21 protein-coding genes are annotated in these 23,423 nt (G+C 32.3%); 13 read left to right on the top strand and 8 right to left on the bottom strand.

All coding sequences use genetic code 11. From position 1 onward, the window contains the following. Positions 1 to 73 precede the first annotated feature (73 nt). On the top strand, positions 74 to 652 hold the full coding sequence (locus QZ824_RS00995; RefSeq protein ID WP_291274181.1) for a non-canonical purine NTP diphosphatase: 579 nt from the start codon (positions 74 to 76) through the stop codon (positions 650 to 652). On the opposite strand, the gene QZ824_RS00990 is transcribed toward QZ824_RS00995, so the two are convergent. Further along, positions 653 to 1,255, bottom strand: coding sequence for a trimeric intracellular cation channel family protein (locus tag QZ824_RS00990; protein ID WP_291274188.1), 603 nt, complete (start codon positions 1,253 to 1,255; stop codon positions 653 to 655). Between the two features lie 228 nt (positions 1,256 to 1,483). On the opposite strand from QZ824_RS00990, the gene QZ824_RS00985 reads away from it, so the two are divergent. The 3 genes from QZ824_RS00985 (at position 1,484) to QZ824_RS00975 (ending at position 5,382) form a co-directional block, all read left to right on the top strand. Next, the gene (locus QZ824_RS00985; RefSeq protein ID WP_291274180.1) at positions 1,484 to 3,364 is read left to right on the top strand and encodes a DEAD/DEAH box helicase; all 1,881 of its coding nucleotides are present in this window, start codon (positions 1,484 to 1,486) and stop codon (positions 3,362 to 3,364) included. 102 nt (positions 3,365 to 3,466) lie between these two features. Beyond that, a complete protein-coding gene (locus QZ824_RS00980) occupies positions 3,467 to 4,234 on the top strand; it encodes a carboxypeptidase-like regulatory domain-containing protein (RefSeq protein ID WP_291274179.1) in 768 nt (255 codons plus the stop codon). A gap of 2 nt (positions 4,235 to 4,236) precedes the next feature. Then, complete coding sequence (locus QZ824_RS00975; protein ID WP_291274178.1) at positions 4,237 to 5,382, top strand: WG repeat-containing protein; 1,146 nt, start codon at positions 4,237 to 4,239, stop codon at positions 5,380 to 5,382. Here QZ824_RS00975 and QZ824_RS00970 read toward each other — a convergent pair. Next, complete coding sequence (locus tag QZ824_RS00970; protein WP_291274177.1) at positions 5,372 to 6,037, bottom strand: RNA methyltransferase; 666 nt, start codon at positions 6,035 to 6,037, stop codon at positions 5,372 to 5,374. The two genes, QZ824_RS00975 and QZ824_RS00970, sit on opposite strands and share 11 nt — an antisense overlap. 40 nt (positions 6,038 to 6,077) lie before the next feature. On the opposite strand from QZ824_RS00970, the gene QZ824_RS00965 reads away from it, so the two are divergent. From QZ824_RS00965 to QZ824_RS00955, 3 genes are all read left to right on the top strand, one after another. Next, on the top strand, positions 6,078 to 6,770 hold the full coding sequence (locus QZ824_RS00965; RefSeq protein ID WP_291274176.1) for an NAD-dependent deacylase: 693 nt from the start codon (positions 6,078 to 6,080) through the stop codon (positions 6,768 to 6,770). Between the two features lie 72 nt (positions 6,771 to 6,842). After that, positions 6,843 to 8,186: an adenylosuccinate lyase gene (purB, locus tag QZ824_RS00960; protein ID WP_291274175.1), complete on the top strand. Its 1,344-nt coding sequence runs from the start codon at positions 6,843 to 6,845 to the stop codon at positions 8,184 to 8,186. Positions 8,187 to 8,289: 103 nt separating this feature from the next. Continuing rightward, positions 8,290 to 9,060, top strand: a complete 771-nt coding sequence (locus QZ824_RS00955; protein ID WP_291274174.1) for a polysaccharide deacetylase family protein — start codon at positions 8,290 to 8,292, stop codon at positions 9,058 to 9,060. A 60-nt stretch (positions 9,061 to 9,120) separates the two neighbouring features. On the opposite strand, the gene QZ824_RS00950 is transcribed toward QZ824_RS00955, so the two are convergent. The 3 genes from QZ824_RS00950 to QZ824_RS00940 form a co-directional block, all read right to left on the bottom strand. Continuing rightward, complete coding sequence (locus QZ824_RS00950; protein WP_291274173.1) at positions 9,121 to 9,954, bottom strand: OmpA family protein; 834 nt, start codon at positions 9,952 to 9,954, stop codon at positions 9,121 to 9,123. A 107-nt stretch (positions 9,955 to 10,061) separates the two neighbouring features. After that, positions 10,062 to 11,084 carry a glycosyltransferase family 2 protein gene (locus QZ824_RS00945; RefSeq protein ID WP_291274172.1) on the bottom strand — a complete coding sequence of 341 codons (1,023 nt, stop codon included), beginning with the start codon at positions 11,082 to 11,084 and terminating at the stop codon, positions 10,062 to 10,064. Beyond that, a complete protein-coding gene (locus QZ824_RS00940; protein ID WP_291274171.1) occupies positions 11,081 to 11,533 on the bottom strand; it encodes a type I restriction enzyme HsdR N-terminal domain-containing protein in 453 nt (150 codons plus the stop codon). The genes QZ824_RS00945 and QZ824_RS00940 overlap by 4 nt, the downstream gene beginning before the upstream one ends. A 61-nt stretch (positions 11,534 to 11,594) precedes the next feature. On the opposite strand from QZ824_RS00940, the gene holA reads away from it, so the two are divergent. The 3 genes from holA to ettA all read left to right on the top strand — a co-directional run bounded on the left by holA (position 11,595) and on the right by ettA (position 14,726). Beyond that, on the top strand, positions 11,595 to 12,599 hold the full coding sequence (gene holA, locus QZ824_RS00935) for a DNA polymerase III subunit delta (RefSeq protein ID WP_291274170.1): 1,005 nt from the start codon (positions 11,595 to 11,597) through the stop codon (positions 12,597 to 12,599). 218 nt (positions 12,600 to 12,817) lie between these two features. After that, positions 12,818 to 13,000 (top strand): CAL67264 family membrane protein, encoded by a 183-nt coding sequence (locus QZ824_RS00930; protein ID WP_291274169.1) that lies wholly within the window; start codon positions 12,818 to 12,820, stop codon positions 12,998 to 13,000. Between the two features lie 34 nt (positions 13,001 to 13,034). Further along, positions 13,035 to 14,726, top strand: a complete 1,692-nt coding sequence (ettA, locus tag QZ824_RS00925; protein ID WP_291274168.1) for an energy-dependent translational throttle protein EttA — start codon at positions 13,035 to 13,037, stop codon at positions 14,724 to 14,726. A gap of 69 nt (positions 14,727 to 14,795) precedes the next feature. Here ettA and QZ824_RS00920 read toward each other — a convergent pair whose 3' ends face one another. From QZ824_RS00920 to QZ824_RS00910, 3 genes are all read right to left on the bottom strand, one after another. Further along, on the bottom strand, positions 14,796 to 15,656 hold the full coding sequence (locus tag QZ824_RS00920) for a DMT family transporter (RefSeq protein ID WP_291274167.1): 861 nt from the start codon (positions 15,654 to 15,656) through the stop codon (positions 14,796 to 14,798). Positions 15,657 to 15,718: 62 nt separating this feature from the next. Beyond that, positions 15,719 to 19,396, bottom strand: coding sequence for a phosphoribosylformylglycinamidine synthase (gene purL / locus QZ824_RS00915; protein ID WP_291274166.1), 3,678 nt, complete (start codon positions 19,394 to 19,396; stop codon positions 15,719 to 15,721). A gap of 104 nt (positions 19,397 to 19,500) precedes the next feature. After that, entirely contained in the window at positions 19,501 to 21,048 is a 1,548-nt protein-coding gene (locus tag QZ824_RS00910) for a hypothetical protein (RefSeq protein ID WP_291274165.1), read from the bottom strand. A 139-nt stretch (positions 21,049 to 21,187) separates the two neighbouring features. Here QZ824_RS00910 and QZ824_RS00905 point away from each other — a divergent pair, with 139 nt between their 5' ends. Genes QZ824_RS00905 through bshB1 form a run of 3 tightly spaced genes read left to right on the top strand, consistent with a single transcriptional unit; the run spans position 21,188 to position 23,393 of the window. Continuing rightward, positions 21,188 to 21,616 carry a hotdog fold thioesterase gene (locus QZ824_RS00905; RefSeq protein WP_291274164.1) on the top strand — a complete coding sequence of 143 codons (429 nt, stop codon included), beginning with the start codon at positions 21,188 to 21,190 and terminating at the stop codon, positions 21,614 to 21,616. Continuing rightward, the gene (locus QZ824_RS00900; RefSeq protein ID WP_291274163.1) at positions 21,616 to 22,644 is read left to right on the top strand and encodes a chorismate-binding protein; all 1,029 of its coding nucleotides are present in this window, start codon (positions 21,616 to 21,618) and stop codon (positions 22,642 to 22,644) included. The genes QZ824_RS00905 and QZ824_RS00900 overlap by 1 nt, the downstream gene beginning before the upstream one ends. A gap of 32 nt (positions 22,645 to 22,676) precedes the next feature. Beyond that, positions 22,677 to 23,393, top strand: a complete 717-nt coding sequence (gene bshB1, locus QZ824_RS00895; RefSeq protein ID WP_291274162.1) for a bacillithiol biosynthesis deacetylase BshB1 — start codon at positions 22,677 to 22,679, stop codon at positions 23,391 to 23,393. The last annotated feature ends 30 nt before the right edge of the window (positions 23,394 to 23,423 follow it).

Here is a 23,423-nt window from a genome sequence, read left to right as displayed (position 1 = left end):
AATTTGCCAATTGTAAATTATTAGCATATTGAAAATCGACACATTGAAAATCGACACATTTAAAATTAAATAAATGAAACTCGTATTCGCATCCAACAATAAAAACAAAATAGCTGAAATTCAGCAATTAATTGGAGATAAATTTGAAATAGTTTCTCTTCAAGACATAGGTTGTACTGAAGATATTCCTGAAACCGCAGATACTATTGAAGGAAATGCTATTTTAAAGGCTCAATATGTTTATGATAAATATGGACTGTCTTGTTTTGCTGATGATACGGGTTTAGAGATTGATGCCTTAGAAGGGGAACCCGGTGTGTATTCTGCACGTTATGCGGGCGAACAGAAAAATGCAGACGATAATATGGCTTTGGTTCTTCAAAAATTAGAACATCAATCCAATAGAAGCGCTCAATTTAAAACCGTAATAGCTCTTAATTTTGGAAGTGAGCATTTCTTGTTTGAAGGAATAGTAAAAGGAATAATAACTCCCGTAAAGAGAGGGAATGAAGGTTTTGGTTACGACCCTATTTTTCAACCAGAAGGTTTTGATGTTACTTTTGCAGAAATGTCCATGCAGCAAAAATCGACTATTAGTCATCGAGGAAAAGCTGTAGAAAAGTTAATCAATTTTTTAAAAAGAATGATGTAATTACTCTTTGTAAAGTTGAGGTAAACTCCATTTATAATAGACAGCTAACAAACGCAATGTAATAATGAAAGAGGAGGTTAAAAGATAGAGTAGGTCTTGGTTTAAATGAAATTGTTTCAGGAAAAAATACAAACATCCTCCAGCAATACAAATGGTAGCATAAATTTCTTTTCTAAAAAGTACAGGGATTTCATTGCATAAAATATCTCTAATTACTCCGCCAAAACTAGCAGTCATTGTGCCAAGAGCAATGCAAATCATAGGGTCTAAATTTTTTAATATACCCTTTTCTATACCGATAATGGTAAAAATTCCAAGTCCTATTGTGTCAAAAAGAAAAAGAGATATTCTTAAACGATCCAATTTTTTTCTAAAAAGTAAGGAAATACAAACGCCAAGTACAACAATGTAAATGTAATGGGTGTCAATCATCCAGCCAACAGGAGTTTTACCAATTAAAATATCTCTTAGCGTTCCACCTCCAAGAGCAGTTACAAAAGCAATAACAAATACGCCAAAAGCATCTAATTTTTTGCTTAGTCCTGTTAAAACACCTGAAATTGCAAAAAACAGTGTGCCAATGATATCAAGAAGATGAAACATTTTTTTATTTGCAAAATTAGGAATCATTCTTGGTTATTGTTGCGTTTAATTGTTTTATTTCTATGGTTTAATAAGAATAACGATTGATTCTTTGGAGAAAACTTTCTAATTCTCATTGTGATTAGGTTGTAAATATCTGATTATTAGGATGTAAAATGGAAATAATTGGGAATAATTAGTAAAATCCATATATTAAGCGTACCTTTGCACCCAATTTAAAAATACAGAATGAATAAATTTGAGCAATTAGGGTTAAACGAATCTTTGTTAAAAGCAATAGGTGATTTAGGATTCGAAACCCCGTCAGAAGTACAGGAGAAAGCAATCCCACTATTATTGGAAGAAGACACAGACATCGTCGCTCTTGCCCAAACAGGAACAGGAAAAACCGCAGCTTTTGGTTTTCCATTAATCCAAAAAATTGATCCTTTCAACAAACAAACACAAGCTTTAATTCTTTCTCCAACGAGAGAATTGTGTTTGCAAATTACAAACGAGATTAAATTATACTCGAAATACATTGACGGTTTATATACCGTTGCGGTTTACGGTGGTGCGAGTATTAATGATCAAGCACGTGACGTAAAGCGAGGAGCCCAAATTATTGTGGCTACTCCAGGTAGAATGCAGGATATGATTAACAGAGGTATGGTGAATATTAAAAACATCAACATCTGTGTTCTTGATGAGGCGGACGAAATGTTAAACATGGGGTTCTATGAAGATATTACAAGTATCTTATCAGACACACCAAGAGACAAAAACACATGGTTATTCTCAGCAACAATGCCACAAGAAGTAGCAAGAATTGCAAAAGAATTCATGAACAAACCACAAGAAATTACAGTTGGACACAAAAATTCAAGTTCAGCTAATATTTCACACGAATATTATTTGGTTAATGCACGTGATCGTTATGAAGCGTTGAAAAGATTGGCTGATGCGAATCCAGACATTTTCTCAGTAATATTTTGTAGAACGAAAAGAGATACACAAGCTATTTCTGAAAAATTAATTGAAGACGGATATAATGCTGCGGCTTTGCATGGAGATTTATCTCAAGCCCAACGTGATGCAGTAATGAAATCATTCCGTGGTCGTCAAATTCAAATGTTAGTAGCAACTGATGTAGCTGCCCGTGGAATTGACGTTGATAATGTAACGCACGTTATTAATTACCAATTGCCAGATGAAATTGAAACCTATACGCACCGTTCAGGTCGTACAGGTCGTGCAGGGAAATCGGGTACTTCTTTTGTGATTATTACGAAAAGTGAAATCAGAAAAATTCACGCTATTGAAAGAATCATTAAAACGAAGTTTGAAGAAAAACCAATTCCTTCTGGAATGGAAATCTGTGAAATTCAATTATTACACTTAGCTAATAAAATTAAAGATACTGAAACAGATCATGCTATTGATTCATATTTACCGGCTATCTTTGATATTTTAGGCGATTTAGATAAGGAAGAGTTAATCAAAAGAGTTGTTTCTGTTGAATTTAACCGATTCTTAAATTATTATAAAAAATCGAAAGATTTAACTCAAATTCCAGGTAAAGGAGGAGAGGTTCCTACTTCAGGTGCGGTTCGTTACTTTATTAATATTGGAGCGAGAGACGGATTTGAATGGATGGAATTGAAAGACTTCTTGAGAGATACGTTAGAAGTTGGTCGTGATGACATTTTTAAAGTAGATGTAAAAGAAGGATTCTCTTTCTTTAATACAGATGCTGAATTAGCAGATAAAGTAATGTCTGTTTTAAATAATATTCAGCATAATGGAAGAAAAATCAATGTTGAAATTTCTAAAAATGATGGTGCTAAAAACCAAAATAGAAGAGATCATGGAGGAAGAGACAGAAAACGCGAAGGTGGTTTCTCTGGTAGAAGAGAAGGCGGACGAGACGGTGGAAGTCGTGAAGGTGGCTTTAGAAGAGAAGGTAGCGCACCAAGAGGTGAAGGTCGCTCAAGAAGAGAAAGTGGTAGCGAAAGACGTTCAGATTCTAGAGATAGCGGAAGAAGAAGTGAAGGTAGAGCTGATAGAAGAACTACTGGAGGCGATTCTAAATCGATATTTGATAAAGCAAAACGTTCAAGAAGAAGTTAATAAAAAAAATCCCGATTTACTCGGGATTTTTTTATAATCTTATGTTAAGTTCAAGGCTAATTTCATATTTTTAAATACTTTTGTTAAGTAATTATGATTTAAATGAAAAACCTAGTTTATTTTTTGTTTTTAATGTTGAGTTGTGGAACATGGGCTCAAACAGATACAACAACAATTAAAATAAAAGCAAAAATTATTAATAGTTCATCTAAAAAGGAAATAGCAGGAGTTACGGTTATTAATAAGACCAAAACAATAACTACAGTTTCTGATGATCATGGTAATTTTGAAATAGTAGCAAATCTAAATGACGTATTGTTTTTTTCCCATCTGGCCTACGAACACACGAAAGTTGAAGTTTCTTCTACTTGGATGCAAGCTAAGATTAAAACTATTACATTGTTAGAAAAAGTAAATGAAATAGAACCAATTTTAATTTCACACTTGTTACTTACTGGCTATTTACAAATTGATACCAAGCTTATTCCAATAAATGAGAACAAAAGATTCAATATTGCAGGTCTTAATTTAGGCTATGAGCCAGGAATGAAAGCTCCAAAAGCTACTCAAAATTTAATTAATGCCTTAACTAATCCAGTAGATTTAGTCTATTCCTTGTTCAATACAAAGAAAAAAGACATGGATAAATTATTGGAAATTAAAAAAGATGAGAACTTTAAAAAATTACTTAGCCAGCAATCAGATAGAGAAGCTATTGCCATGTTGTTACAAATGGACAAAGCAGAAATTGCTAAAATTTTAGAAAAATGCAACTATTCTAAGGTGTTTATTGATACAGCAAGTGATTTGCAAGTTTTAGATGCTTTAGCTACGGCTTATTCTGATTATCAAGTTTTAAAAGGTAAATAATAATGTTCCAAAGATTTTTTTATATCATTTCACTTTTGTTTGTATCTGTAGTTTTTTCACAAACTTCTTATATTCCTTTTCGCGACGGAAAAAAATGGGGGTTTTGTGATACCCTTGGAAAAATAGTTGTAAAACCTTATTTGGATACGATTCATGATGTTCAATATGATTATTTTTTTAAAAATGCTGCGTTTTTAGTTGAAAAAAATAAAAAGAAATTTGTTGTAAATGAGAGCAATCAACTAGTACTTCCTGTTGTAAATGACTACGATTCAATACGACTCAAAGAATTTGATGTTACGTATATTGAAGTGTATAAAAAAGGAAAATTAGGAATTGTAAAAGATTTAAAAGAAAAAGTTCCTTGTTTGTATGACGAAGTGGTTGTTGCCGCTAATGCAAGTTATTATGTCTATATTGGTAAAAAATGTGGACTTATAAATGAGAATAAGAAGTTAGTTATACCAGTTAGATTTGATGAAATTTCACCAATAGGAGAAGAAGTAATTGCAGGTAAAAATAAGTATGGTTGGGAAGCTGTTTTAGCAGATAAGACGCAAAGATTTTATGATGCAATTCAAACTGAGGAAGGTCAAGAAATGGTTGTTGGAACTAAAGAACTTGCAGGAGGTTCATATTATTCAGACAAAGAGCTTATTCAAATTAAGGATGAATTGAGTAAAAAATTTACTTATGTTGAATTAAAAGAGTATGATGATATTGCAATTATAGGAAATTCTAAGAGTCAGTTAGGCGTATACTCTTTAGAAAAAAAGAGTGTTATTATCAATCCTCAATATGAGTTTATTGAATTTGCTGGTGAAGATAGTGAAAAGCGACTATTTAAAGTCAAGTATCAAAATAAATGGGGATTAGTAGATGAAGATAGTAAGGTGTTTTTGCCAATTCAATATGATTCAGTTGATTTTAATTCGCGTTTTAATTTATTTATTATTTCTTTGAATAATAAAGTTGGTTTTAAAATACTTAATACAATTTATCCAACCGTTGAACCAAAGTATTTAAAAATTATTAAAAAACATAGTCTACAAGTTAATGATTCTTGGAATTTTTCTTTATTACAAGTTTTGACAGAAAAGGGATATGGTTTTGTAGGGGAAAATGGTGTTGAATATTTTAAGGATTAGATTCATGATATCTATTTTCAATAGCTGTTATGTCTTTAATAGATTTTCTTGTCCAGTCTAATCGTTTATCTATTATTTCCTCCTCAGTCAATTGCCATTCAATCGAAGATTTTCTAATTCTATTGGTTAAATCTTGTATGACAATCGCAGCAGATACAGAAATATTTAAACTTTCTGTAAAACCTACCATAGGGATTTTTAAAAAACCATCGGCCTGTTGCATTACTTCTTCGGATAATCCTAATTTTTCAGTTCCAAAGAAAATAGCTGATTTTTTTGTAATGTCAAATTCATCTAGTAGGCATGAGTCGTTATGTGGTGTAGTGGCAATAATTTGATAACCTTTATTTTTTAAATCGTCAATACAATTTTGAATTGTAGAAAAGCGGTTAATATCAACCCATTTTTCAGCGCCTAAAGCAATTTCTTTGTCGATTCGTTTTCCAAAACGTTGTTCAATAATATGTAATTCTTGTATACCAAAAACTTCACAACTTCGCATTACAGCACTAGTATTATGGAGTTGATACACATCTTCCATAGCAATAGTAAGGTGTTTAGTTCGGTTTTTCAAAACGTTAAGAAACCCATTTTTTCTGTTTTCAGTGATAAAACCTTCTAAATATTCTAGTAAAGTTAATTTGTTTTTCGGCATAAATTTCGATATTTATGCAAAAGTATAGTTTATATTTTACATGAAGAAATTAGTAGTATTAACAGGTGCCGGAATGAGTGCAGAAAGCGGTATTTCAACTTTTCGAGATTCCAATGGATTATGGGAAAATCATGATATTATGGAAGTAGCATCACCACAAGGATGGAAAAAAAATCCAGCATTGGTTTTAGATTTTTACAATAAAAGAAGGGCCCAATTAAAAGAGGTTACACCAAATGATGGGCATATAATTTTAGCTGAATTAGAAACTTTTTTTGATGTACAAATCATTACACAAAATGTTGATAATTTACATGAAAGGGCAGGGAGCACGAACATATTACATTTACATGGAGAGTTAACAAAAGTACGAGGAGAGTTTTCTGAAAATGAGAGTATACATTGGGAAGAAGATGTTTTATTAGGCCATGAAAATATTAAAGGAGAACAATTACGCCCAGATATTGTTTGGTTTGGTGAACCAGTTCCTAAATTTGATGAAGCAGTTCGTATTGCAGCATCAGCAGAAATGATGTTAATTATTGGTACTTCTTTACAAGTTTATCCAGCAGCTAGTTTGATGGAATATCCTAAAGCAAATGTTCCAATTATTTACATAGATCCAAATCCTGCATTAGATAGTTTCGATAAGCAAAGAGTCCATGTAATGCCAATGAAGGCAAGTGAGGGATTAGAGCTATTGAAGCAAAATTTGCTCTCAAAAAAACAATAAAAAACTATTAGTTTAATACTATTTACTGAAGTCGATTTACTAAATTTGCACCTTCTAATAAACAACACACAAATGCAACTAACTGAATTAAATGCTATTTCACCTATTGATGGTAGATATAGAACTAAAACGATTCCATTGGCTTCCTACTTTTCGGAAGAAGCGCTAATTAAATATAGAGTTTTAGTTGAGGTCGAATATTTTATTGCTTTGTGCAAATTACCTTTGCCTCAATTATCTGAAGTTAACCCAGATTCTTTCAAAGAATTACGAGCTATATATACTAATTTTTCTACTGAAGATGCACTTTGGATTAAAGAGACAGAAAAGACAACTAATCATGATGTTAAAGCTGTAGAATATTTTATAAAGAAACAGTTTGATGTTTTAGGTTTATCAAATTATAAAGAGTTTATTCATTTCGGATTGACTTCTCAAGACATCAACAATACGGCCATACCATTATCTACTAAAGAAGCATTTGAGAATGTATATTTACCTGGTTTAGTAGCTTTAATACAAAAGTTAAAAGACCTATCAGTAGAATGGGCAGATGTTCCTATGTTAGCCAGAACTCATGGTCAGCCAGCATCACCAACTAGATTGGGTAAAGAAATTTTAGTTTTTGTAGAACGAATTGAAGAGCAAATGCGCTTGTTGTTCAATATTCCTTTTGCAGCAAAGTTTGGCGGCGCTACAGGAAATTATAACGCTCATAAAGTTGCCTACCCAACGACAGATTGGAAGGCGTTTGGAACTAAGTTTGTGGAGGAAATTCTTGGTTTGAGACATTCTTTTCCAACAACACAGATTGAGCATTACGATCATTTTGCTGCTTTTTTTGATGCTTTGAAACGAATCAATACAATTTTAATTGATTTAGATAGAGACATTTGGACATATGTTTCTATGGATTATTTTAAACAAAAGATTAAGGCAGGCGAAATAGGTTCTTCGGCTATGCCACATAAAGTCAATCCTATTGATTTTGAAAATAGTGAAGGTAATTTAGGTATGGCTAATGCTATTTTTGAATATTTGGCTGCTAAGTTACCTGTTTCTCGTTTACAAAGAGATTTAACCGATAGTACAGTTTTAAGAAACATTGGTGTACCAATTGGGCATACCATCATTGCATTTGAAGCAACATTAAAAGGATTGAATAAATTGTTGTTGAATGAGGATAAATTTGCAGAAGATTTAGATAAGAATTGGGCAGTAGTTGCAGAAGCTATTCAAACTATTTTGAGAAGAGAGGGTTATCCTAATCCTTATGAAGCTTTAAAGGATTTAACAAGAACCAATTCGGTCATCAATAGAGATTCTATACACGCCTTTATTGAAACGTTAGATATTTCAGATAAAATTAAAACGGAATTAAAACAAATTACACCAAGTAATTATTTAGGTATTTAATTTTGTAAAAAAACAGCAATATGAACCCGATGATTTTTAAAAATTATCGGGTTTTTTGTGTTATTAAGATTATGTTTCTATTTTTGATAAAATCTTTTATGAGATGCACAAAGCCCTTTCAATCTTAACTTTCTTTTTACTAGTCTCTTGTACTACTGAAAAAAAATCAACACCATTATATAAACCAGGTGTAGTTATATCATTTGATGATGATTATGTTCAAGAATGGCATGACTTAGATGTGGCAATGCAAAAATACAATTGGAAAGCTACTTTTTGTGTTTGTTACATAGATTCATTAAATCCTAAACAAATGGGTCAATTAAAAAAGTTACAGTCCAAAGGAAATGAAATAGCAGGTCATGGTTATAAGCACAAAAATGCTAGAAATTATGTTTCCAAAAAAGGATTGGCTAGTTATTTAAAAAATGAGATTATCCCAATGGAGATGTCATTTAAAAAAAATGGTTTGATTTTAAATTCTTTTGCCTATCCATTTGGAGCTAATACCCCTGGAATTGATAAGGCATTATATAAACATTTTAAGATGTTAAGAAGAACGCACAGTGCATCGAAGCGTTTAAAGGAAAATAGTTGTTTCTTTGTAGAAAACAGTAAAACGGTTACAGGTTTAGGAATCGATAATAGTTATCAACATTATGATTTAGATTATTTTTTACGTGTTTTGAATTTTGCCAAAAAGAATAATAGAATTGTAGTTTTGTATGCGCATAAACCTGTACAAAAAGTTACAGGGACTTATCAAGTTGATTATAAAACGATTGAAACAATATGTAAATATGTAAAAGAGAATAATATGCAGTTTTATACACTTTCAGAATTACATCAATTTTTACCTGTAAATATAAAGTAGTTGTATGATTATAAAAAAACGACCAAGAAATTCTTGGTCGTTTAAAATGAAATATTATTGTTATTTCGAAAGGTTTTTCATTTCTTTCTCAATCATATCATAGAATTGATCAATTTTTGGCATAATGATAATTCTTGTTCTTCTATTTTTAGCACGATTCTCCACAGTATCATTATCAGCTAAAGGGATAAAATAACTTCTTCCTGCAGGAATTAATTGTTTTGGATTAACACCTAAATCGTTTTGTAGTACGCGTACAATTGAAGTGGCTCTTTTAACAGATAAATCCCAATTGTCTAATAATACAGTGTTTTTAATTGGCACATTATCAGTGTGACCTTCCACCATACATTCAAAGTCTGGTTTACTATTGATTACTTTTGCTACTTTACCTAAAACTTCTTTAGCACGAGTCCCTACTTCATAACTGCCAGATTTGAAAAGTAAATTATCAGCAATTGAAATCATTACAACGCCTTTTTCAACGTTAATTTTAATGTCTGGATCATCAATACCCACCTCACGTTTTAAACTAGTTACTAAAGCTAAAGTAACACTGTCTTTTTTGGTTAACGCATCTTGTAGACGAGAAATTTTTAAATCTTTTTCTTTTAAACTTTCAAGTGATTTTTCAAGATTTTGAGCTCCTTTTGTAGTCAAAACAGTCAACTCTTTAGAACTGTTTATTAAATCAGAGTTGTTTTTCTTTAAATAATCTACCTGATTGCTTAAAGCGTCCTTTTCAGCTAAACAGGCATTTAATTTTACCGTTGCTGAATTCAATAAATCTTGAGTTTCTTTTTGCTTTGCTTCTAATTCTGCATATTTCTTTTTAGAAATACATGATGTTAAAAGAAAAGGTACGGTTGCGGCTAATACTACAATTCTCTTCATAATAAATATGTTTTTTACAAAGTTACCTAGAAAAAATCATACCAAAGTGAGTATAAAAGTGAATTTTTAGTTAAAAATATTTTGTTTTTTATATTACGCTTTGATTTTTAATTAGTTGGAAACCCTTTTTCAATATTCGTGAATGTTTTTCTTTTCATAATAAAGTAGCTCCATACGATAGATTTGGAATGGTAGTAGTCTTTCTTTTGTGAAGTTCCTCTTTTTTTTAAGTAGGTAATGAGGCGTTTATAAAAACCAAAATGAGCTTCAATGATTGCCCAAGTATGTTTAAATTTTCCTTGTAACATAAATTGAATTCCTGCTATGCCATCAAGACATAATCGAACAAAAATTCTTTTAAATAAGGTACCTTTAGGCAAATTTTTTGTTAACATTAGAAGTGAATTTCGAAAATTGAGATATGTTTTTTTAGGATTCGCTTCATTCAATGTAGCACCACCTACGTGATACACAATTGAAGTGGGGCAATATTTTGCTCTATAACCCAAGTTATATGCTCGCCAACATAAATCAATTTCTTCTTGGTGAGCAAAAAAACCATCATCAAATCCATGTAAATTTTGAAAGACCTCTTTTCTAATAAAAAAGCAAGCCCCAGTAGCCCAAAAGACTTCTGTTTCTTGGTTATATTGGCCTAAATCTTTTTCTAATGTATCAAATATTCTGCCTCTACAATAAGGATAGCCAAATTTATCGATAAATCCGCCTGCAGCACCTGCATATTCAAAATATTCTTTTCTTTTGAAATCCATTAATTTGGGTTGAATGATACCAATATCGGGTTGGTTTTCAAAAATAGTAATTACGGATTTTAACCAATTTTGAGTTACTTCAATATCAGAGTTTACGAGTGCGTAGTAAGGTTCGTCTATTTGTTTTAGCGCTTCGTTATAGCCTTTTGCATAGCCATAATTTCCTTTGTTTTGAATGATTTTTATGGATGGAAATTCGTTTTTAACCACTTCAACTGATCCATCAGTTGAGGCATTGTCTGCTACATAAACTTCCGCTTCTGGAGAATATTTTATTACAGCGGGTAAAAACTGACGTAATAACTCTGCTCCATTCCAATTTAAGATAACTACAGCTATTTTTTTCAATTGACTCATTTTAAAGGTTTGTATACGGGTAATGACTGTAAAAAGGTATACTGTTCATTTTTGAAATCCATTTGACAAAAATAATGATTTAAACCATTAGTAACCATTAAATAATGGGCTTGTAAAATGAAATTATATCGGGCAATTTGGTCAAACGTTTGCTGATTAATAGTGACTTCTGGGGCTTTACATTCAACAATAATAGCAATATGGCCATTAGGTTGAAAAACTACAATATCATAGCGTTTATTCATTCCGTTGATTTTAACAATTTTCTCTACATTAATTAGCGAAATAGGATAATTCAATTCCTGAATTAAATACTGAATTGTGTGTTGACGTACCCATTCTTCAGGTGTTAAGACCAAAAATTTTTTTCTAATAGCATCAAAAATATAGACTTTATTTTCACTATTTTTGAACCGAAAGGAATAGTTGTTAAAATTCAATGTTTGCATTAAGCAAAAATACTAATTTCTATACTTTCACCAACTTAAAAACGGATAACTGTCCATAAATATGATCGATGTAAAAAATATTACGAACGAAATTAAAAGTAGAAATTTTAAGCCTATTTATTTTTTATGTGGGGAAGAGCCGTATTACATTGATAGAATTTCAGAGTTTATTGAAAAAACGGTTCTTACAGAAGATGAAAAAGCGTTCAACCAAGTAATATTGTATGGGAGAGACACGTCTATTGAAGAGATTGTTTCTACAGCAAAACGTTTCCCTATTATGGCCGACTATCAGGTTGTTATTGTTAAAGAAGCTCAAAATTTAAATCGAACTATTGATGCGCTTCAAGCTTATGCTGAACAACCACAACCAACGACTATTTTGGTTTTAGCCTATCGAGATAAACCTGATGGAAGAAAAAAAGTATTTAAAGTTATTAAAGAGAAGCATGTTTATTTTGAGAGTAAAAAATTATATGATAACCAAATTCCAGATTGGATTTCAAAAGTTTTAAAAGGTAAAAAATATGCCATTGAACCCAAAGCCGCTTTGATGCTAGCTGAATTTTTGGGAACAGATTTGGCTAAAATTGCTAATGAATTAGACAAACTTCAAATTATTTTTCCACAAGGACATACATTTACTCCAAAAGATATTGAAGTGAATATCGGTTTTAGTAAGGACTATAATGTTTTTGAATTAAAATCAGCATTAGCAATTAGAAATCAAGAGAAAGCTTATGAGATTATATATCATTTTGCACAAAATCCAAAGGACAATCCAATTGTTGTTATCACAGGTCAACTATTTAGTTTTTTTTCGCAACTGTTACAATTTCACGGTTTGAAAGATAGGTCTAATAAACGAGAAGTTGCAGCTAAAATAGGTGTTAACCCTTATTTTGTAGATGAATATTTTACAGCAGCAAGAAATTATCCAATGCGAAAAGTTAGTCAAATTATACAAGTACTAAGAGATATAGATGTAAAAAGTAAGGGAGTAGGAGCTGGCTCAATGAAAGAAGATGATTTGTTAAAAGAATTGGTATATAAAATCTTCAATTGATAGAGAAACAAGCATAAAAACAATGTCATTAATTAGAAAATTTTTTATTCAGTTTTAAATTGATTCAATTTTTATTTTTTTATTTAGTAAGAAGAGTTTTATTTATCATTTTTATTCAAAGTTGTTAGATGAGTTTCCCACTTGAGATGTAGTTTTAAAAAATAAAAATTACGATATTTGTTGCCCTTTTAAAGGACTCAAATCTAATCTATTGAATTATGGGAATGAATAAAAATACCGTTTTAGCAATTGCAACTTTTATCATGATACTAATGGGCTTATTGTTAATTGGCTTAGGTGTTTACCGGTATGCTGATGTAGCAGGTTGGGGATTTAGTGCTGTTGGCGTTGGTTTCTTTGCTATTGCTTGGGTGTTTAATGCACTTAAAGGTCGAGTGTAAATTAATAATGAATTAAAAAAAATAATTATATCTCATGTCAGACGATAAGAAAGTTATATTTTCAATGTCTAGGGTAAGTAAAACTTATTCTAGTTCAAACAAAACGGTTTTAAAAGATATTTATTTAAGTTTCTTTTATGGAGCTAAAATCGGTATTTTAGGTTTAAATGGAGCTGGTAAATCTTCTTTGTTAAAAATTATTGCGGGGGTTGACAAAAATTATCAAGGTGATGTTGTTTTTGCCCCAGGTTATACAGTAGGTTATTTAGAGCAAGAACCACAATTAGACGAATCAAAAACGGTAATTGAAGTAGTTCGTGAAGGAGCTGCTGAAATTTTTTCGTTATTAGAAGAATTTAATAAAATTAATGATGATTTTGGTCTGCCAGAAGTATATGAAGATGCGGATAAAATGCAAAAACTAATGGATCGCCAAGCGGAATTACAAGACCGAATTGATGCTTGTGGCGCTTGGGAAATTGATACCAAATTAGAAATTGCGATGGATGCATTGAGAACTCCTGAGGCGGATACACCCATTTCGGTTTTATCGGGTGGTGAAAAACGTCGTGTGGCTTTGTGTCGTTTATTATTGCAACAACCAGATGTTTTACTTTTAGATGAGCCTACTAACCATTTAGATGCTGAATCGGTACTTTGGTTAGAGCAACATCTACAACAATATGCAGGAACAGTCATTGCAGTGACACACGACCGTTATTTCCTTGATAATGTTGCAGGCTGGATTCTTGAATTAGATAGAGGTGAAGGTATTCCTTGGAAGGGGAATTATTCTTCTTGGTTAGATCAAAAATCAAAACGTTTAGAGCAAGAAGAAAAGCAAGCCTCTAAAAGAAGAAAAACATTAGAACGTGAGTTAGATTGGGTTCGACAAGGCGCAAAAGGACGTCAGGCTAAGCAAAAAGCTCGTTTACAAAATTATGACAAGCTACTAAATGAAGATCAAAAAGAATTAGATGAAAAATTAGAAATTTACATTCCAAATGGTCCACGTTTAGGAACTAATGTGATTGAAGCTAAGCATGTTGCAAAAGCTTTTGGTGATAAATTATTATATGATGATTTAAATTTTGTTTTACCTCAGGCTGGAATTGTAGGTATTATCGGTCCAAATGGTGCTGGAAAATCTACTATTTTCAGAATGATTATGGGTGAAGAGCAACCAGATTCTGGAACTTTTACCATTGGTGATACTGTTAAAATAGCCTATGTAGATCAGTCACATAAAAATATTGATGTTAATAAATCTATTTGGGAAAATTTTTGTGATGGTCAAGAGTTAATCATGATGGGTGGACGTCAAGTAAATTCAAGAGCCTATTTATCAAGGTTCAATTTTGGTGGAAGTGATCAAAATAAAAAAGTTGCAACATTGTCTGGGGGTGAGCGCAACCGCTTACATTTAGCAATGACTTTGAAAGAAGAAGGAAATGTTTTGTTGTTAGATGAACCAACAAATGATTTAGATATTAATACATTACGTGCTTTAGAAGAAGGATTAGAGAATTTTGCTGGATGTGCTGTGATTATTTCTCACGATAGATGGTTCTTAGACCGTGTTTGTACTCACATATTAGCTTTTGAAGGTGATTCTCAAGTGTATTTCTTTGAGGGAAGCTTCTCTGAGTATGAAGAAAATAAACGTAAACGACTTGGAAAAGAAGTTACCCCAACTCGAATTAAATACAAAAAATTAATAAGATAAATTATCAATAAGAAAGCCTTAATTAACAAAATAATTGAGGCTTTTTTTAATGTTTCACCTATTCTAGTTTTACATTTGAGTATAAGTAATTATTGCTATTGCAACTAAAGAGAGAAATAACCCTACATAATTCCATCGATTTACTTTTTCTTTAAATGCAATAATCCCAATTATACTTCCTAACACAATTACCCCCATATTCATACTAGCAAATACGGTTGAAGGCGTTGAAGATAGTACTTGATGTGCTTTTATGTAGAAGGAAATATTTCCAAAATTCAGAATACCAACACCAATTCCCCACCAAATATTCATGGGATGAAATGATTCTTTTCCTTTTAATAAATAATAGATAGAAATGAATATCGAAACAACTAAAGCACCTGGAAATACATATAATAGGATTTCTGTAAATTCTAATTCTTTTAAACTAGCAATTTTTTTAAATAAGATATCTATAATTCCAAAGCCAAATAAAACAAACGCTAAAAAAAACCATTTGTTTCTTTTAGCATATTCACCATCATTTTTACGGTAAAAAGTTAAGAATATGGCAAGAAATGCTGTGCCAATTCCTAACCATTTATAGGTTCCAAAGTTTTCATTCGCAATAAAATATGAAAATAAAAGAGATAAAAATAGAGACATCCGTTGCGCAATATCAGTTTTTACAATGCCACTGTATTTGATAGCCTTAGCTTGAAAAATAAAAATTATGGGTAACAAAAAACTTAAAAGTAGTATGATTGCTATGGTATTTGAACTGGTAAGCGTTTTTACTTCAGGTTGATAAACAAAATATGTGAGTAATGTGGCAATTACATAATTAAAGGTAATGATTTGGAAAAAACTATAAGGTTTCTTTTTGGCTAATTTTAATATAACTCCAACAAATACGCTACAAAAAACGCTAAGTAATACGTAAAGCATGCTCTTTTATTTTGTGTAAAATTACAAAAAAAAGCACCGATTTCTCAGTGCTTTTGTCTTGATTATTTTTGATTTTCAATCCATTTTCTAGCATTAACGAAAGCCTCAATCCAAGGAGAAACTTCATCTTTTTGCTCACGTTCAGGATAATAAGCCCAATTCCATGGGAAAATAGAACGCTCAATGTGTGGCATCATTACCAAGTGTCTACCTGTGGTATCGCACATCATGGCGGTGTTAAAGTCAGAACCATTAGGATTTGCTGGATATCCTTCATAAGCATATTTACCTACAATATTGTATTTTTCTTCCGTATAAGGTAACTTAAATTTACCTTCTCCATGAGAAATCCAAACACCTAGAGTCAAACCTTCTAAAGAAGACAACATAACCGAATTATTTTTCTGAATTTTTACAGAAGTAAATCCGCTTTCGTGTTTGTTTGATGTATTGTGATGCATTTTACCATGGATTTCATGTTCCGGATTAATTAATTCCAATTCCATTAATAATTGACATCCATTACATATACCTACAGATAAAGTATCTTCTCTTTTGAAGAAGTTTTGTAAAGCGGTGTTCGCTTTTTCATTATATAAGAAAGCACCAGCCCAACCTTTAGCCGAACCTAATACATCTGAGTTCGAAAAACCACCAACGGCACCAATAAATTGAATGTCTTCTAGCGTTTCACGACCCGAAATTAAGTCGGTCATATGTACATCTTTTACATCAAAACCAGCTAAGTACATCGCATTGGCCATTTCGCGTTCCGAATTACTTCCTTTTTCACGAATAATAGCAGCTTTTGGTCTAGAACCAACAGGAGCAATGTCACCCTGAGCTTGTCGAAGGGTTCCATCAAAACTGGCAGGGAATGTAAATGCTAACGGTTGATTTTTATAATTAGCAAAACGTGCCTCAGCCATTCCGTTTTTAGATTGTTTAGTATCTAATAAGTATGAGGTTTTAAACCAAGTATCTCTTGTTTCTGAGACAGAAAAATTAAACTGGTCCGCTCCATTTTTAATAGTAACTACATCGCCTTCTTCAACGCTTCCAATTTTAAATATTTCAATTTCATTATTTTTAAATGCAGCTTCAACTTCTTCATTTGCTTGGAAAACAACGGCAATATTTTCGTTAAATAACGTTTTTACAGTGTCTGATTCTCCTAAAACAGATAAATCATAATGAGCACCAACACCAACTTCAGCAAAAGATAGTTCTAATAAAGTTGTGATTAATCCACCGCTACCAACATCGTGTCCGGCATTAATTTTTCGTTCTTTGATTAAGTCTTGTAAGGTATTAAATGCCTTTTTGAAAAATTCAGCATTTTTGATTGTTGGCACTTCAGAACCAACTTTATTTAATATTTGATAAAAAGAACTTCCTCCTAATTTAAATGCATCTTGTGATAGATTTAAATAATAGATAGCTCCTCCGTTTCTTTTTAAAACAGGTTCTACTACTTTAGTGATATTGCTGCAATTTCCTATAGCCGAAATAATTACAGTTCCTGGAGCAATTACTTCTTCATTAGGATATTTTTGTTTCATTGACAAGGAATCTTTTCCTGTAGGAATATTGATGCCTAACTCAATAGCAAAATCGGAACACCCTTTCACCGCTTGGTATAAACGAGCGTCTTCACCCTCATTTTTACAAGCCCACATCCAATTCGCAGATAAGGAAACGGATTGTAAACCATTTTTAATTGGAGCCCAAACTAAGTTAGATAAAGCTTCACCAATTGAATTTCTGGAACCCGCAACTGGGTCAACTAATGCAGAAATAGGCGAGTGCCCAATCGAAGTCGCAATTCCTTCTTTCCCTTTAAAATCTAACGCCATAACTCCGACATTATTTAAAGGAAGTTGCAACGGACCTGCACATTGTTGCTTTGCCACGCGTCCGCCTACACAACGGTCTACTTTGTTGGTTAACCAATCTTTACAAGCCACAGCTTCTAATTGTAAAACCTGATTTAAGTAAGTTGGGATTTCTTTAGCAGAATATTCCGGGTTGGAATACGTACGATTTACGTTTTTATCAGTCATGATCGTTTTTGGAGAACTTCCAAAGAAATCTTCTAGAGCATAATCCATAGGTTTTGCACCAGTCGTTTTTGATTCGAAGGTAAAACGATGATCATTAGTAACATCTCCAACAGTATACATAGGAGAACGTTCTCTTTCTGCAATTCGTTGTAAAGTTTCTATATCTTTTTCGCCAATAACTAATCCCATTCTTTCTTGCGATTCGTTACCGATGATTTCTTTAGCTGAAAGGGTAGGGTCACCCACTGGTAATTTATCTAAATCGATAAGTCCGCCTGTTGCTTCAACTAATTCTGATAAGCAATTTAAGTGCCCACCTGCACCATGATCGTGAATAGAAACAATAGGATTGTTATCACTCTCAACTAAACCACGAATGGCATTAGCAGCACGTTTTTGCATTTCAGGATTGGAACGTTGTATGGCGTTTAATTCAATACCAGAACCAAAAGCACCAGTATCTGCAGAGGATACGGCAGCACCACCCATTCCAATTCTATAATTTTCACCACCTAAGATAACAATTTTGTCACCCGCTTGTGGCTCGTGTTTTTTGGCTTGCTCTAATTTTCCATAACCCACACCGCCTGCTTGCATGATAACTTTATCAAATCCAAGTTTGCGAGCCTCTTCTTCATGTTCGAAAGTTAAAATAGAACCTGTAATTAAAGGTTGCCCGAATTTATTACCAAAATCAGAAGCCCCGTTGGATGCTTTAATTAAAATATCCATTGGTGTTTGATACAACCATTTTCTTTCTTCCATTCCTTTTTCCCATGGACGTTCCTCGTTTAAACGTGAATAAGAAGTCATGTAAACCGCAGTTCCCGCTAAGGGTAACGATCCTTGTCCACCAGCTAAACGGTCGCGAATTTCTCCTCCAGAACCTGTAGCTGCTCCGTTAAAAGGTTCTACAGTAGTAGGGAAATTATGTGTTTCAGCTTTTAAGGATAAAACCGACTCAAATTCTTTTTCTTGGTAGAAATCAGGTTTGTCCGCGCTTTTTGGTGCAAATTGTGTGACTTTCGGACCTTTTACAAAAGCTACGTTATCTTTATATGCTGAAACAATATCGTTTGGATTCGTTTCTGATGTTTTCTTGATTAACTTGAATAGGGAAGTAGGTTGTTCTTCACCATCAATCACAAAAGTACCGTTGAAAATTTTGTGACGGCAGTGTTCCGAATTGGCTTGTGAGAAAGCAAAAATTTCTGAATCCGTTAGTTTTCTTCCTAGTTTAGAAGAAAGATTATTTAAATACTCTACTTCTTCAGGACTTAAAGCCAAACCTTCAGTTTTGTTGTAAGCATCAATATCCTCAATTTCTAAAATAGGCTCTGGTTGGATATTAATAGTATAAATGTCTTGATTTAATTCCGAATACTTTTGAGATAACATCGGATCAAAATCGGTAAAATCGGTTGTTACTTTTTGAAATTCTTCAATACGAATAATTCCTTCAATACCCATATTTTGAGTAATTTCAACAGCGTTAGTACTCCAAGGCGTTACCATAGCGGCACGGGGTCCAACAAAAAAATCCGATACTACGGATTTTTCAATTTTATGTGCGTTGCCAAAAAGCCAGTTTAATTTGTTGATTGTTTCTGTCGATAATTCGTTTTTTGCTTGTACAGCAAATACCGTATTGGATTGGTTTCCAAAGAAATGAATCATGTTGTGTGTTGTTTTGTATCATTATCAACCAAAATTTATTAGGCTGTAATGAGGTGTTGTTGTTTAGATTTGCAAATTTAATTAATTTACCTAAAAATCCCAATTTACGGAACAAATTTATAGGCACCTATATCAGAAGGATTTGTTCTTGAAAGACCTGTTATGTCATCAAATCCAGAATATGTAAAATTTGCATTTCCGATAGCGGCTGAGTTGGTTTGAATTTTAAAGTTGTTTTTATTTGTATTTTTAAAGTAAGGTAAATTAGAATTAGAGTTTGAAGCAAGAATACAATTTGAGTAGCTTGGGTTTGTAGAAAATTGGTACAATGGTTTATTGATATATTGATTATTAAAATCTACAAATTTGATTAAACAATTTGTAAATTGGTAGTTAAAGGTAGTAGTATTGTTTTTTTCTAATGCTAAGCTCATGTTTGAAGAACCATAAAAAATACAATTTTTAAAATTCGCTTGTTCCAAAATATAACTGCTACTTCCGTCATAATCATCTAATACTAAACAAGTTTGATTTGGTGAACCCCAATAATTTGCAAAAGTGCAATGTGTAAAATCATATTTACCTCCAAATGTGCAAGCTAAACTCGCCTGACCACAATTGTTAACTACTACGTTTTTACCTGTCATTTTACCTGTTCTGGCTAAAATTCCAACATTGGCACAATTATAAATTTGTACATTGGTCATATTAATAGTTGGAGTAGGAGTGCCATCGTTTCCTGAAATAAGCATGCCAACCGTGGCGTTTTTTATTGTAATATTTTCTAAGGAATTATTTTTACTTCCTGGTAAAAACCAAACAGTTCCCCATTGCCCAGGAACATCAGTATACACAGGCTCTAATCGATCGCCTTCAAAAATAACTTGATTTTCTAAAGCTTCCGTTGAAGAAATACCTCCATTGACATCTAAACTAGCATTTTCTGCTACAATTAATCCAGAATTTGCATGAAAATGAACGCGTGCACCTGGATCAATGACTAAAGTTTCATTTTCAGGGATTTTTGCATAACCATAAATTACATAAGGTTTAGTATTTGTCCAATGTAGCTCGTCTCCATTAGTTACGTCAGTGTGGCTTAAATTTGTACCAGTAATCGTCACAGGATTACCATCTCCATCAACACCTAATTGAATTTGTTCATAGGTATAATTGTTAGGACTTCCACTTCTTTCTGGATAAATAAATACGGCGTCTTGAATTAAAGTGACTAACTCCACTTTTTGAAAATTTGTAAAATCGCCAAATTGAATTTGATCAGTATATAAAAAATCAGTCGGATTAGCGTCTGCAACATCTGAAGTTACTTCTATAAAAACATACAAACTGTCATTAGCTAAAAGTTCCACATTGTCAAACTCTTTTCCTGGCATTCCATCCACCATTAATCGGTAATTAGAAGCCTGACCTTTTCCTAATCTAACTTTTGGAATTGAAATGTTTTTATTCGTAGTATTATACACTTTCAAAGTATACGTACTTGAACCAATATTTGTAAATACTGTATCTAGATATACGGTTTCTTTTGAAAATCTTAAGTTACCAATATTGGATTCAAACTCCATTTCTGAACGGCATGAAGTTAAAAAAATACTAAAAAAAGCTATAATAAGAAATACTATGTAACGCATAATGTAAATTTGAACTGTGTAAATATAACGATAAAACTGAAAAATTAATATGTAGGTATTGAAAAATACAACATCATTGAAATAGACAGTTTTAATTTTTAGTACAACTAAATTTGTAACTTTGTTAAAAAAAGAAACTATGATTATTCCTAAAGATGAAATGTTGAAATTATGTGCTGACTACTCAAAAAACACATTAATGGAAACATTGGAAATAGAATATATTGACGCAGGTGATGATTTTTTAACAGCCAAAATGCCTGTTAATCCACGAGTACATCAACCAATGGGTTTGTTGCATGGAGGAGCTTCTGTAGCCCTAGCGGAAAGTGTTGGAAGCGCTGCTTCTTTAATGTTTATTAATCCTGAAAAACAAGAAGTAAGGGGTATTGAAATTAGTGCTAATCACGTGCGAGCCAAACGGGAAGGTACAGTGTTTTGTACGGCCAAAATTATCCACAAAGGCGCGAGTATTCATTTATGGGAAATAAAAATTGTTGATGAACAAGACCGATTAATCTCAATGTGTAAATTGACCAATATGGTTTTATCTAGAAAAGAACGATAATGTTACTGTTAGAAAAGGCTTCTTATTATTTTTCCAAAAAACTACCTTTTGCACTTTTTGTAAAACCAAATCAAGTTCAACTTAATGGAGTTTTTCAAAGTACAGATGAATTAGTTGAATTTTCAGGACAAAAAGGCTTTGTATTTTCGGGTTTTTATAATACCAAAGATGTAGTGTTGCCGTTTGATTCTTGTGAAGTAATTCAAGAAAATTGGAGCTATGAAAAACAATACCAAGAAAGAATTTCTTTTTCTGATTCAGAGGGTGTTGAGTTTAAAAACTTGGTGCAAAAAGGAATAAATGCTATTGTTGAAAATCAATTTGAAAAGGTCGTTTTATCCAGAAAGATAGAAATTCCAAACGATGCCATAGATAGTATAGAATCCTTTAAGAATCTTGTAAATACTTATTCTTCAGCTTTTAGATATTTGTTTTATCATCCTCAAATTGGATTATGGATGGGAGCAACCCCAGAACAGTTGGTTAAAATTAAGAATGGGGAATTTTATACAATGGCATTAGCCGGAACTCAGCCCTACTCTGAACATATTGTTTGGGGTGAAAAAGAAATAAAGGAGCAAGAGTTGGTGACCGATTTTATCAAAAATCAAATCGAAGATAAAGTGAATACTATTAAAATTTCTGATGCTATAACACATCGAGCCGGTAGTATCGTTCATCTTAAAACAGATATTTCAGGTAGTATTAAATCTTCAATTCAACCATTAGATTTGGTAAAAGCCTTGCATCCAACTTCTGCGGTGTGTGGTATGCCTTTACAGCAAGCCCGAAGTTTTATTTTAGAACATGAAGGCTATGATAGGAAATATTATTCAGGATATTTAGGCGAATGGAAGGGGATGGAGAACTCAGATTTATTTGTAAATTTGAGATGTTGTGAATTTTTAGAGAATGCTGTTGCTGTTTATGTTGGTTGTGGGATTACAAAAGATAGCATTCCTGAACACGAATTTATAGAAACCTCTAATAAGTCAAGAACGATTGTATCGATTTTGGTTAGGGGTTAACTTTTAAACTTTAATAATACAAGTAATTGGAAATGAAATTAGATATTTTAGCTTTTGGTGCTCACCCAGATGATGTAGAATTGGGTTGCTCTGGAACGATTGCAAAAGAAGTTTCACTTGGAAAGAAGGTAGGAATTGTAGATTTAACTCGAGGAGAGCTTGGTACACGAGGTTCTAAAGAAATTCGCGATCAAGAGGCTATGGCTGCGGCTACTATTTTAGGTGTTCAGATTAGAGAAAATTTGAATTTCAGAGATGGTTTCTTCATAAATGATGAGCAACATCAACTTGAGATCATTAAAAAGATACGTAAATACCAACCTGAAATTGTATTATGTAATGCCATTGATGACCGTCATATCGATCATGGAAAAGGAAGTAAATTAGTAAGTGATGCTTGTTTTTTGTCGGGTTTAACTAAAATTGAAACGGAATTAGATGGAAAAAAACAAGAGGCATGGCGTCCTAAATTAGTTTATCATTATATTCAATGGAAAAATTTGGAACCCGATTTTGTAGTTGATATCACTGGATTTATAGATCAAAAAATGCAATCGGTTTTGGCTTATGGTTCTCAGTTTTTTGATCCTAATTCTAACGAACCTGAAACGCCAATAACCTCAAAAAACTTTTTAGATAGCATAAAATACCGCGCTCAAGACCTAGGAAGACTAGTAAATGTTGAATTTGCAGAAGGATTTACTGTGGAAAGATATTTGACTGTCAATTCGTTATCAGATTTGAAGTGATTTTTTTTAAAAAAGTTTTGCAAAGTACAA

It is taken from the genome of Flavobacterium sp. (assembly GCF_021151785.1).
Taxonomy (GTDB): domain Bacteria; phylum Bacteroidota; class Bacteroidia; order Flavobacteriales; family Flavobacteriaceae; genus Flavobacterium.
Note: the sequence above shows the minus strand (reverse complement) of the source record. Positions and strands in the feature narration are given on the sequence as shown.

What these genes read in the sequence shown, in the direction of transcription:
- QZ824_RS00995 (WP_291274181.1), top strand. Translation starts at nt 74, where the DNA reads ATGAAACTCGTATTCGCATCCAACAATAAAAACAAAATAGCTGAAATT.
- QZ824_RS00990 (WP_291274188.1), bottom strand. Translation starts at nt 1,255, where the DNA reads ATGTTTCATCTTCTTGATATCATTGGCACACTGTTTTTTGCAATTTCA.
- QZ824_RS00985 (WP_291274180.1), top strand. Translation starts at nt 1,484, where the DNA reads ATGAATAAATTTGAGCAATTAGGGTTAAACGAATCTTTGTTAAAAGCA.
- QZ824_RS00980 (WP_291274179.1), top strand. Translation starts at nt 3,467, where the DNA reads ATGAAAAACCTAGTTTATTTTTTGTTTTTAATGTTGAGTTGTGGAACA.
- QZ824_RS00975 (WP_291274178.1), top strand. Translation starts at nt 4,237, where the DNA reads ATGTTCCAAAGATTTTTTTATATCATTTCACTTTTGTTTGTATCTGTA.
- QZ824_RS00970 (WP_291274177.1), bottom strand. Translation starts at nt 6,037, where the DNA reads ATGCCGAAAAACAAATTAACTTTACTAGAATATTTAGAAGGTTTTATC.
- QZ824_RS00965 (WP_291274176.1), top strand. Translation starts at nt 6,078, where the DNA reads ATGAAGAAATTAGTAGTATTAACAGGTGCCGGAATGAGTGCAGAAAGC.
- purB (WP_291274175.1), top strand. Translation starts at nt 6,843, where the DNA reads ATGCAACTAACTGAATTAAATGCTATTTCACCTATTGATGGTAGATAT.
- QZ824_RS00955 (WP_291274174.1), top strand. Translation starts at nt 8,290, where the DNA reads ATGCACAAAGCCCTTTCAATCTTAACTTTCTTTTTACTAGTCTCTTGT.
- QZ824_RS00950 (WP_291274173.1), bottom strand. Translation starts at nt 9,954, where the DNA reads ATGAAGAGAATTGTAGTATTAGCCGCAACCGTACCTTTTCTTTTAACA.
- QZ824_RS00945 (WP_291274172.1), bottom strand. Translation starts at nt 11,084, where the DNA reads ATGAGTCAATTGAAAAAAATAGCTGTAGTTATCTTAAATTGGAATGGA.
- QZ824_RS00940 (WP_291274171.1), bottom strand. Translation starts at nt 11,533, where the DNA reads ATGCAAACATTGAATTTTAACAACTATTCCTTTCGGTTCAAAAATAGT.
- holA (WP_291274170.1), top strand. Translation starts at nt 11,595, where the DNA reads ATGATCGATGTAAAAAATATTACGAACGAAATTAAAAGTAGAAATTTT.
- QZ824_RS00930 (WP_291274169.1), top strand. Translation starts at nt 12,818, where the DNA reads ATGGGAATGAATAAAAATACCGTTTTAGCAATTGCAACTTTTATCATG.
- ettA (WP_291274168.1), top strand. Translation starts at nt 13,035, where the DNA reads ATGTCAGACGATAAGAAAGTTATATTTTCAATGTCTAGGGTAAGTAAA.
- QZ824_RS00920 (WP_291274167.1), bottom strand. Translation starts at nt 15,656, where the DNA reads ATGCTTTACGTATTACTTAGCGTTTTTTGTAGCGTATTTGTTGGAGTT.
- purL (WP_291274166.1), bottom strand. Translation starts at nt 19,396, where the DNA reads ATGATTCATTTCTTTGGAAACCAATCCAATACGGTATTTGCTGTACAA.
- QZ824_RS00910 (WP_291274165.1), bottom strand. Translation starts at nt 21,048, where the DNA reads ATGCGTTACATAGTATTTCTTATTATAGCTTTTTTTAGTATTTTTTTA.
- QZ824_RS00905 (WP_291274164.1), top strand. Translation starts at nt 21,188, where the DNA reads ATGATTATTCCTAAAGATGAAATGTTGAAATTATGTGCTGACTACTCA.
- QZ824_RS00900 (WP_291274163.1), top strand. Translation starts at nt 21,616, where the DNA reads ATGTTACTGTTAGAAAAGGCTTCTTATTATTTTTCCAAAAAACTACCT.
- bshB1 (WP_291274162.1), top strand. Translation starts at nt 22,677, where the DNA reads ATGAAATTAGATATTTTAGCTTTTGGTGCTCACCCAGATGATGTAGAA.